Origin of the sequence: Streptomyces lancefieldiae (genome assembly GCF_031845825.1) — a bacterium.
GTDB lineage: Bacteria > Actinomycetota > Actinomycetes > Streptomycetales > Streptomycetaceae > Streptomyces > Streptomyces lancefieldiae.
The window spans coordinates 1-10007 of the sequence record NZ_JAVRFH010000106.1 but is presented as its reverse complement, the minus strand read 5'-3'; the positions used below and the strand labels follow the sequence as shown (position 1 = coordinate 10007).

The following is a 10007-nucleotide window of genomic DNA, read 5'->3' as shown; positions in this document are numbered from 1 at the left end:
CGGACCGCAGTGATGACCCCGCCCCCCGCCCCCGCCGAAGAAGGTCGCGCCACGCCAGTACATCAATCCCTACACCTTCCTCCCCGCCACCCCCCGGAACACCGCCGACCCCCACCTGGGCGACCGCACGCCGGCGGGCCACGACCGCCTCCGCCCTGGACACTGGACGGGCACCCTGCGGGTACGCCTCACCACCGTCACCCCCCTGCTCCTGCTCGACCCCTCCCGCGCCGAACCGGTCCCGGGGACGAACGACCACTTCAGCCACCCCGTCCTGCTGCGCTCCGGCACCGTCCACCTCCCCGCCACCTCGGTCAAGGGCATGCTTCGCGCCGCCTACGAGGCCGTAACCAACTCCCGTATGGGCGTCTTCACCGGCCACCGCGACCGCCTCGGCTACCGCATGCCGGCCAGTGCGAGCCAGAAGATGGTGCCCGCCCGGATCTCCGACGACGGCGACCAGGTGATCCTGCTGCCGGGCGACACACCGCCCGGCAGCGGGGGCAGGCTGGTCGCGGGTCCGCTCCACGCGGCCTGGCTGCCCCGCTACCTCATGCCAGCGGTCTCCTACCCCGACGGGACAGCACCGTGCCACGGCGACGAGGTCACCGCCCTGGTCGAACGCGTAGAGCATTTCACCAAGGACGGGCGCCACAACTTCGACTTCTGGCAGGTCCGCATGATCGCCCGCGTCGGCACCTCGCTCCCGCAGACCCGGCCGTCGGCGTCCGCCGGGCGGGAAACGGCCCGGCACAAGCCCACCGGCGAGACGAAGACAATCCGCGGCTGGGTGTACGTCACCAACCAGAACATCAACAACAAGCACGACGAACGCGTCTTCTTCACTGACCGCGAGGCCCCCCGCCCCCACCCTCTCACCCCCGAACTCGCCGACCAGTGGCGCCAGGTCGTCGCCGACTACCGCGCCGCCCACCGGCACGCCGACATCAACGAGCGACGCAACAAGCGCGGCGACAAGGCGGAACCGTACGAGTATTTCGGCCCGAAGATTGGTGAGACGGCCTGGAGCCCCCACCAGTACGACGACACCTACCTCGAACTGGGTCCGAACGCCCTGTGCTACGCCTGGGTGGAAAACGGCACGACGATCAAGGGCCTCTACCCCGTACAGATCGCCCGTGACCTCTTCGCCGCCGACCCCGAACAGCTCCTCCACCCCACTCTGCGCCCCGCCCCCGCGCGAGACGCACTCTCCCCGGCCGACCGCGTCTTCGGCTGGGTCGCCCCCGCTGGCCCCGGAGCCCACCGAGGCCAGCTGCGCATCGGCCCGGTCACCCCCGAAGGCGATGTGACCTCTGAGGACTTCGGCGACCCCGGCCTCCCCCTGCCGATCCTCGGCCAGCCCAAACCCCAGCAGGGCCGCTTCTACCTCGGCACCCACAAGGATGCCCCTGCCGTGCTGCAGGACCGTCTGGAACGCGCCCTCTGGTACGCCCCCGGGCAGGCGTTGCGCGGCCGCAAGGCGTACTGGCACCACCACGGCCTCCCGGACACCTACTGGAACGACCCCCTCACGGACGCCACCCAGACCCCAGACCCGACCGGCCGCTTCCGGGAGTACCGCCGCCCCGACAAGGACGGCAAACCGCAGCGCGACAGCCAGAACCGCAGCGTCCGCGGCTGGATCCCGCCCGGCTCCGCCTTTACCTTCAGCATCGGCGTCACCAACCTCACCGACACCGAACTCGGCGCCCTTCTCTGGCTTCTCCGCCTCCCCGAAGGCCACCACCATCGCCTCGGCTACGGCAAACCTCTCGGCTTCGGCAGTGTCCGCCTGGAACTCGCCGGACCCGACGCCACCGACCTGCGCACCGGCGACCAGTGGAGCGAGACCTACCGCGACCTCGACCCCAGTGCCGACGTCACCCCCGATGGACAGGACGAGGCCCTGCAACGGGCGCTCCACGCCTTCGAGGACGCCGTGGCACAGATCGACACCGGCGAACACCTCAGGGCGTTCCGCACGGTCGCCCAGGGAAACGAGCAGGCTGCCGTGCACTACCCGAGGGTGTACGACGAGGACGGCGACAGTGACGCCACGCGTGTGCCCCCGGACCCTGAGGGGAAGTCCTACGCCTGGTTCGTCTCCAACGAACAGGTGGAAGACCGGAAGATCAAGCCCGGCCGGGGACGCAGCCTCCCTCTATGGAACGACCCGCTGCTCCCCCTCCACCCAGAGAAGAAGGGCCGGGGCCGCCCTACGCAGCAGCCCCCGCGCGGAAAGGGCACACGCCGATGACGGCCGCCGCCGAACCGTCCCCCACCCCGTCACTCATTCCTCGGCGGCAGGACGAGGAAGACCTCGTCGAACTGCGCGCGGCAGCTCGCATCGCCCACAACCGGGCTGACGCCACCCGCCTGAACCGCACCATTGGGACGATCGGCCTCGCCGTCCTGGCCCCGGTGTTCAGCCTTCTCCTCCCCGGCGCAGGCGTGTACCTTGCCGTTGCCGCCGCCGCTTGGCTCATCGTCGCGCGTGTCTACCTCAAGGGTCGGGAGAAGTCCCAGCGCATGAAGGCGACCGCCTACCAGGAGTTGTACGACACCCAGCTCTTTGACCTCCCCTGGGACACGGTCCTGGCCGGAGACCGGCAAGCGGTCCAGCAGGAGATCGACGCCGCCGCCCCCCGCCCCCGCATCGACCGCGACTACAAGTGGTACGAGAACGTCCCCGCCGTCCCCTGGCCGGTCGACGCCCTCTCCTGTCAGGCCCAGAACCTCCTCTGGGGACGCAAGAACCACCAGGGCTACGCGCGCTTCCTCACCGGGCTGCTCATCGCCCTGATCGCCCTTGCACTCCTGCAGGGCTACCTGATGGACCTCTCGCTCACCGACTTCGCCCTCCAACTGTTCGCCCCCCTGGTCCCCGCCTTCCTGGACTTGGCCGAACTACCACAGGCACACCGCGCCGCACGGAAGGACAAGAACGAGCTGGAACACACCATCCAGATACTCATCCGGAGCCACGTGACCGGCCACCCGGCCACCCGGGACGACTGCCGAAGCGTCCAGGACAAGATCTTCGAACTCCGCAACAACGACCCGACCGTCCCCACCTGGTTTCACACGATCCGCCGCAGTGCGACCTCCCACCAGAGCGCGGAGGCGATGGAGGATCTGAAGGCCACCGTCAACGCCCTTCCCCGCCCCCGCTCCCCGAAGGACCAGGACACGTAACCCCCGATGCCCACGCTCTGGCACCTCACCCTCCACGCCGCGCACCCCGCCCGGCGCGAGGTCACCCCCGCCCAACTCCACGGCCTGGCCTGCACTCTGCTGGAAGAACCGAGACACGACCACCACGCGGCGAACAAACCCTGGTCGGTCTCCCCGCTCTTTGCAGCCCCCGAACCACAGACCGCCGTCCTGCGCATCGGCTGGCTCGACGACACACGCCACCTAGGAGACGTCTTCAAGGAAGGTCGCGAACTCCCCCTCGGCTCCCAGCGCTTCACCCTCACCGAAGCCGCAGCCGAACACGCCCCCTACGAAGCCCTCCTCGCCGCTGGCCCCGCCACCCACGCCGAGTTCCAGGCCGTCACTCCTACCTACTTCTCCCGCAACGGCACCCAGTACCCCCTCCCCGACCCCCAGCTCCTCTACGGCAGCCTCGCCCGCCGCTGGAACACCCACGCCCCCCTCGACCTGAACATCCCGGACACCGCCCTACGCGAACTGCGCGCCCACCTCGCCCTCAGCGCCCACGACATCGCCACCCGCCCCGTCCACCTCACCGCCACAGCCCCCCGCACCGGCTACACAGGCCACTGCACCTTCACCCTCACCGGCACCCCACCCTCGGCCGTCACCGCCACCTTCACGGCCCTCAGCCTCTACGCCCACACAGCCGGCATTGGCGCACAGACCACCCACGGCTGCGGCCACACCCAGGTGACCGTGACCGCCCTCACCCGCGAACCTCCCCAGGCCACGATTCCTGCGCGACGCGTTTCCCCAGATCAGCGACGAGGCGAGGTGTCTGAGTGACCTGCGACACGCTACCCCCGAACCGCTGTTGCTCGATCTGCGCAACGGGCATCATCACGGCAGGTCAGGAATGCTGGAGCGAAGGACGGGTTCCGACGGAAAGCCCGAAGCGAGGGCATGGAAACATTTGCTTGCAAAGCAAGCTTCTACGGACTGTATGTTCGACGGAAAGCCCGACGCAAGGGCATGGAAACTCACAGCCGATCAGGCAGCGATCGAGTGGTGATCACGGTTCCGACGGAAAGCCCGACGTGAGGGCATGGAAACAGTCGGTACGTCTTGGGGTCGGCGATCCGGAACTGGCTGTTTCCGGCAGAAAGCCCGAGGTGAGGGCATGGAAACATCCAGAAGGTATAAGCCGTTCCATAGATGTCGATGTGTTCCGACGGAAAGCTCGACGCGAGGGCATGAAAACGAGATCGCCGGTGCCGAGCACGCAGATCAGCATGCGTTCTACCGAAAAAGCCCGACGCGAGGGCATGGAAACCTCCTGGTCGACGTGACACTTGAGTTACTACTTTTTCCGGCAAAAAGCCCGACACGAGGACATGGAAACTGCTTGGCGATCTGGCGATCTGGCGGTCAAAGGTGGAGGCTCGAACGTTCCACTGAAAAGCCCGATGCGAGGGCATGGAAACGTCACGAGGGACTCCTTCTTATCGATGGTGCGTTCCGACGGAAAGCCCGACGTGAGGGCATGGAAACCCTCGGGGTTTGGGTGCATACGCACACGGTCGATCAGTTCCAGTGAAAAGCCCGGCGCGAGGGCATAGAAACGACACGAGGAGCGGTGGTCGGTTTGCACGCGCTACGGTCGTCACGACTGCTTCTGAGCTGCGCGAACTTCAAACGCATACCTGTGGCGCCCTGAAAGAGGCCCGGCCGTCATTGGCGAGTGGACGGAAGACGCCACGGCCCTGCGCTCCGTCTCCGCCATGTCGGAGTCGATGCCCTCACCTACCCCTGGCCAGGCACCGCCGACGGGCTCGCCGCGGTACGCCGCCTCGTCGGCCTGCCAGCCGCTACATCCCCCGATCCCGGCTGGCTGTTGGCTCGCCAGGGGTTCAGCCCGCTCTTCACCAGCCGGGAATGCGGACAGCCCGAAGCAGCCCAGTAGCGTCGTGAGCGCCGCGCGGCAGGCAATCCCACCGGGCGTGGATCTGCCGCCAGCGGAGCACGTCTGAGCCGATCTCGCGTGCCATGCTGTTCAAGCACTCGTCCGTGAAGATGACGGCTGTCCACACGAAGTTGGCGTCCCGGAGGTCGTTGTACTCCTCGTCCACTCGGGCGAAAAGAACAAAGATGTGCAGATCATTCAGGGGAGCCGTCTCGCCACGGACATCCTTGAAACTCGCGGCTTCCAGGGAACCCTCGTCTGGTGCGTGAGGAGCGAAGCGAGCCCTGACTCGTAGCCTGGCCAGCCCGGAGTACCGGTCCGCCAGTGGTCCCTCTGCAACTGCTAACGGAGCTGTGCCGGCGTTGGCGTTCCACGCCCACCGCTCGCCGCGGCGCTGGCGTGCGAACGCAGAAAGGGCTGGCACTCGCTGAGCGATGGAGGCCCAAGGCAGGGCCAAGTCGATGCCCAGCGAGCTCGTGGTGCCGTTCCATCCGCCTACGGCCGGACCGAACTCCCCGGACTCGTCGAACCCCGTACGCACCGCTCTGGCTCGGCCGTAGGCCGAAGCCACCGACTCGCGCGGCCAGAGGGCTGCGGCGGTGAGCGACTGTGCCAGGCCGCCGATCGGGTCGCCCCTGTCTGTCGCCAGTCCTGCTTTCAGGAGCCGGTCCCGGGCGGACCACATCCCGAGTAGGACGTCGCCCAACATGAGCACATCATCAGAGGTGTCCATTACGGAACGCTGGCCTCCTGCTGCCAGAAGTGGGAACCGGATACGCTCGCGGTGCGAAACTCGACAAGTCAAAACTCGACATGCGACTTGCCTAGTGAAGAGGGGAAGTGCCAGTGCCCTGCGGCGTAGACGGTGCCGGCCCGCCGCGACAGCAGCACCTCCGGCCCCTTCTCCCCCTCTCGGACGGCGATCAAGTGCACGTCCACCGGCACCATATGCCGCTCGCCGCCGCTCACCGGGCACCTCCCGGCCGGCGGGCGAGCAGGACGTCGAACACCCCGTCCTCGACCAGCCCGCCCTCCTGGGTCGCGCGCTGTTCCAACAGGGCTCGGACCTCGCTCTCGAACCGGCGATGCCGGTCGCCGAAGAGTTCGGGGCGGGCGAAGCTGGTGCTGCGCAGGTAGCCGATCACCTGGTCCCGGGTCCACACGCGGCGGAGCGGGAAGTGGTGCTCCTCAAAGTCACTGAACGCCGACTCGGCCAGGTCGTCTTCGTACCGGCGGCCCGGCTCCGCATAGGCCCCGGTGGTTCCGGCGCGGCGTTCGGCGCCGAGGTAGGACTGGATCAGCTCTCGCAGCGCGACGGTCCATGGCGCCGGGTGGGTCCAGAGGCTGCCGTCGCCCATGATCGCCAGGGTGGCGCCGGGGGAGGTGACACGGTCGGCCATGGCCAGGACGGCCGGGCGGTCCATCCAGTTTCTCTGAACTAACAAACTCGGCTCCAACTACTTGGTGGCGATGAGATGAGGGACGGTTCATCCGCCGGCTTTCAGCGGCAAGAACCCAGTCGGCTACTCTGCTCACTCATCAGAGTGGGGGGGGCGACCCGCTGGGACGAGCGGTGCAAGCGGCTGAGGGGGCGACGTATGACGATAAGAGATGGATTGCTCTCTGAGCTCTCGATCCATGGCTACGCGGTGCTCGACGGAGTTGACCCGACGGATGTGGCCGTCAGCTTGGGCCGTGCGGGCAGCGGTGAACTCCTAGTGCCGCAGGAGGCAGGTAGCGCTCGTCGTTCCTGGTCCCTCTCCGGCGTATACGGCCTGGGAGCGTTCCCCTGGCATACCGATGCTGCGATCTCGGTGAACCCTCCACGGTGGCTGGTACTTACGGCCCGGGAGCTCTCCGAACCAACCTGGACAGAGGTCTTGCGGCCTGCTGAGAATCTTGTCTCGGCTCTGCGGCGCACGGTGCTGCGGTGTACGGACGGAAAAGGACGCACTCGGTACCTGCCCGCGGCGGTCCCCGAATCAGATGAATGGTTTCGAATCAGGTGGGATCCGCGAACCTGCAAGCCACTCTCAGATTTGGCTGTTGCCGATGTCGAAGCTGTAACACCCACGGCACGGGTGACTTGGCAGAAGGATCGCGTGCTGGTTCTCGACAACACCATCGTGATGCATAGGAGACCAGCCGTCCCTTCGGGAACGCGGCGATCGATCGAGCGCGTATATGTCTGGAGTCGTTGATGTGGTCTTATGATGCGCTTCTCGGGAAAGCTGGCGCATATTTCAATCGCGCAGAGGAACACCCCAGGGCTGACGGAGAGGTATTCGCTCTTTGGCTCCTTCTCGGACTTGAATTCCTGCTGCGGGCGCCGCTGGCGAGGGTTCACCCTACCCTGCTCGCCGATCCCGATGGCACGGCCATTCTCCACGCTGCAGGATTTCCTCCGAAGCCTGCGCAGCCTGGGGCTAAGCCTCCCAAGGATCCGAAGTCGATTGCCACGCACACGGTAATCTCTAGGCTCGGTGTAGTGATCGAGGAATTCACGAAGGAGCGCCAAGATGAGGCGACCTTCCTCACGAACTTGCGCAATCGGGAGCTGCATACCGCCGATGCGGCACTGTCCCTCGATTCGTCGGTTTGGTTGCCACGCTTCACTCGGGTGACGACGGTGGTGTGTGAGCATTTGGGCCTCGAACCTTCCGACTTGCTCGGCGCGGAGATCGTACAGCTCGGTCAACAGCTGGTCGACGATGAGGACAAGCGTCTGGAACATGAAGTAAAGAAGCGAATTGAAGCCTGCGCCGCCGCCTTCGCCGACCTGACCGATGACCTCGTATCCGCTCGTCGAGCAGCTGCTCGCCCTGGCGACAAGGGAATCTTGGATCACGTCGTGGAATGCCCCGCCTGCCAGTCAAGGGTGTGGCCCTCCTTGGAGGCGGTTCGGCGAACGAATGAGCGCATCGAGTCCTACGGCATCTACGCAGATGTCATCTCGGTTGCGACAGGGCTCTCGTGCCAGGTGTGTGGTCTCGTGTTGAACGGAACAGCAGAGATCAAAAGCGCGGGCCTGCCTCAGCAATACACACATGAAGAGGAGGAGACTTTCGAAGAGCGGTTCCTCGACACATACGAACCTGACTACGGAAATGACTGAGTGCTCGCACTTCGACTCCTTCAGGACGGGTCTGGATGGCGTCGGGGCGGGATCACGGGCATGCCGAGGTTGATCTGGCGGGTCATGCTGGCGAGCTTCTGCTCGGCCGCGGCGATGGTGATCTCCAGCCCTTCGACCTCGCCGAGCCAGCCGCGTTCGTGGGCCTCGGCCAGGCGTTCGCGGAGGTTGACGATGATCTCGTCGAGCCGACGCTTCTGGGCTGGATCCGGTTGCAGGAGCGGGCACCGCAGGCAGGCGTGCTCGTGCGCGCAGGGAGTTCCGTAGCCGCGGCCGCAGGTACCGAGCTCGACCTTGCGCTTGGCGAAGTGCTGGTGGAACTCCTCCCATTCATCCGTTGTGGGGTTGCGGTACTCCTCGCTCGGCCGGAGCTGGCGGCGCCGGGCGAGGAAGGCGCGATAGTGCCGGAGCATGTCCTCGGGATAGACCGCCATGTAGTGCTCGGTGGTGGACAGATGTTCGTGACCGAGGATCTTGGCGACGATGTGCGGGGGCAGTCCGCTGCTGACGGCCTCGCTCGCGAATAGCCTCCGGAAGTCGTGTGGGGTCAGCCTCAGTTCTCCGTGTCCGAGTGCGGTCAGGGCTTCGTTGACCAGCCGCTGTACGTAGGTGTCGGTGAGCACGCGGCGCTCGAGACCATGGCTGCGCTGGAAGAGGAACGGTAGTGGTGGGCTGAGCACACGGTCGTGGGGGTCCCACCGCTGGAGTACGGGGACGGTCTCGTGGCCGTCCCGGACTCTCTGCTTGACCTTGGCCAAGACGTGGGCGAGCTCTGGCGGGACGAGCAGGACGCGCTCGGCGTCGGTCTTGGACGGGACGATTTGCAGCAGAGGTACCGTCTCACCGGAATCGGGTAGTCGCAGGGTGGTGAGCGCGGTTTGTGTGATCTCCAGCAGTTCTTCGACGCGGACACCGGTGTAGAAGAAGGTGTTGACCGTCGCCCAGGTCCAAAAGGCCCGCTCTTCGGCGCGGAGCAGGTCGACGTGCGTGCCGGTGGCCGGGTCGGTGGCGTGCAGGCGGCGCAGCCCTTCCGGGTCATGGTCCCTGACGGCCGGGTAGCGGCGGCGTTGGTAGGTGCGTCCGCCGTGGACGAACTCCTCACCCGGGGCGGCGGTACGGGCCCGGTTGATGAACTCCTGCTGGAAGCGGAGTCGCTCCTCGACACTGGACATCAGCTGTGGCAGCAGGGGGGCCAGCTGGCGGACCTTGTGGTGCATTCGGGCGGTGACGTTCTTGCGGTGCTTGGCGACTCCCTTGGTGTCCTGCAGTGAGACCGGACACGGGGCCGCCCACCGGGCCCAGTAGGCGTCGTGGAGAGCCCACTGGGAGATGTCGAGGTAGAACGCGCGGACGGCGAAGAGCACCGAGTAGCCCTCGTATGGGCGATCCGGGTTGTCGTGTCCCATGCGCTTCTTCCACGCCTGGGCGACGTCGCGGGCCAGATGCAGGCTGTCGATGCCGGGGTGATGCTCCTCCAGGTCCTTCCAGAAGCGCTTCGCGAGCTTCCAGATCAGCTGGCGCGTGGTGCTGTAGTCGATGGCCGGGGCACGTTCACTGACGTAGCGGATGATCAGGTTGCGGACATCGGGGCAGGACAGGCCGTAGAAGTCGACCATCTCGGGGATGTCGGGCCGCTGCCTGCGCTGGGCATCGTGCAGGGTCGGCGTTCCCGGCGGCAGGACACCGAGCTGCCGCAGAAGATCCCAGGCCAGCGTGAGGCCGGGCGGACGCTGCCCTCTCCGGGAAGAC

8 protein-coding genes are annotated in these 10007 nt (G+C 66.6%); 4 read left to right on the top strand and 4 right to left on the bottom strand.

The genetic code is table 11. From position 1 onward, the window contains the following. Positions 1 to 61 precede the first annotated feature (61 nt). The 3 genes from RM812_RS39635 to cas6 are packed head-to-tail and all read left to right on the top strand — an operon-like array spanning position 62 to position 4008. Complete coding sequence (locus RM812_RS39635) at positions 62 to 2260, top strand: TIGR03986 family type III CRISPR-associated RAMP protein (RefSeq protein ID WP_311585442.1); 2199 nt, start codon at positions 62 to 64, stop codon at positions 2258 to 2260. Then, positions 2257 to 3198 (top strand): S-4TM family putative pore-forming effector, encoded by a 942-nt coding sequence (locus RM812_RS39630; RefSeq protein WP_311585440.1) that lies wholly within the window; start codon positions 2257 to 2259, stop codon positions 3196 to 3198. Before RM812_RS39635 ends, RM812_RS39630 begins: the two co-directional genes overlap by 4 nt. Positions 3199 to 3204: 6 nt before the next feature. Further along, positions 3205 to 4008 carry a CRISPR system precrRNA processing endoribonuclease RAMP protein Cas6 gene (cas6, locus tag RM812_RS39625; protein ID WP_311585438.1) on the top strand — a complete coding sequence of 268 codons (804 nt, stop codon included), beginning with the start codon at positions 3205 to 3207 and terminating at the stop codon, positions 4006 to 4008. A 1076-nt stretch (positions 4009 to 5084) separates the two neighbouring features. On the opposite strand, the gene RM812_RS39620 is transcribed toward cas6, so the two are convergent. From RM812_RS39620 to RM812_RS39610, 3 genes are all read right to left on the bottom strand, one after another. Then, a complete protein-coding gene (locus tag RM812_RS39620) occupies positions 5085 to 5858 on the bottom strand; it encodes a hypothetical protein (RefSeq protein ID WP_311585436.1) in 774 nt (257 codons plus the stop codon). Between the two features lie 68 nt (positions 5859 to 5926). Next, positions 5927 to 6094, bottom strand: a complete 168-nt coding sequence (locus RM812_RS39615) for an NUDIX hydrolase (RefSeq protein ID WP_311585434.1) — start codon at positions 6092 to 6094, stop codon at positions 5927 to 5929. Continuing rightward, a complete protein-coding gene (locus tag RM812_RS39610) occupies positions 6091 to 6549 on the bottom strand; it encodes a hypothetical protein (protein WP_311585432.1) in 459 nt (152 codons plus the stop codon). The genes RM812_RS39615 and RM812_RS39610 overlap by 4 nt, the downstream gene beginning before the upstream one ends. A 1064-nt stretch (positions 6550 to 7613) precedes the next feature. Between RM812_RS39610 and RM812_RS39605 the strand changes: the two genes are divergently transcribed. After that, positions 7614 to 8240 carry a hypothetical protein gene (locus RM812_RS39605; RefSeq protein ID WP_311585430.1) on the top strand — a complete coding sequence of 209 codons (627 nt, stop codon included), beginning with the start codon at positions 7614 to 7616 and terminating at the stop codon, positions 8238 to 8240. Positions 8241 to 8260: 20 nt separating this feature from the next. On the opposite strand, the gene RM812_RS39600 is transcribed toward RM812_RS39605, so the two are convergent. Next, the coding region (locus RM812_RS39600; protein WP_311585428.1) for a tyrosine-type recombinase/integrase at positions 8261 to 10007 on the bottom strand (1747 nt) is incomplete at its 5' end.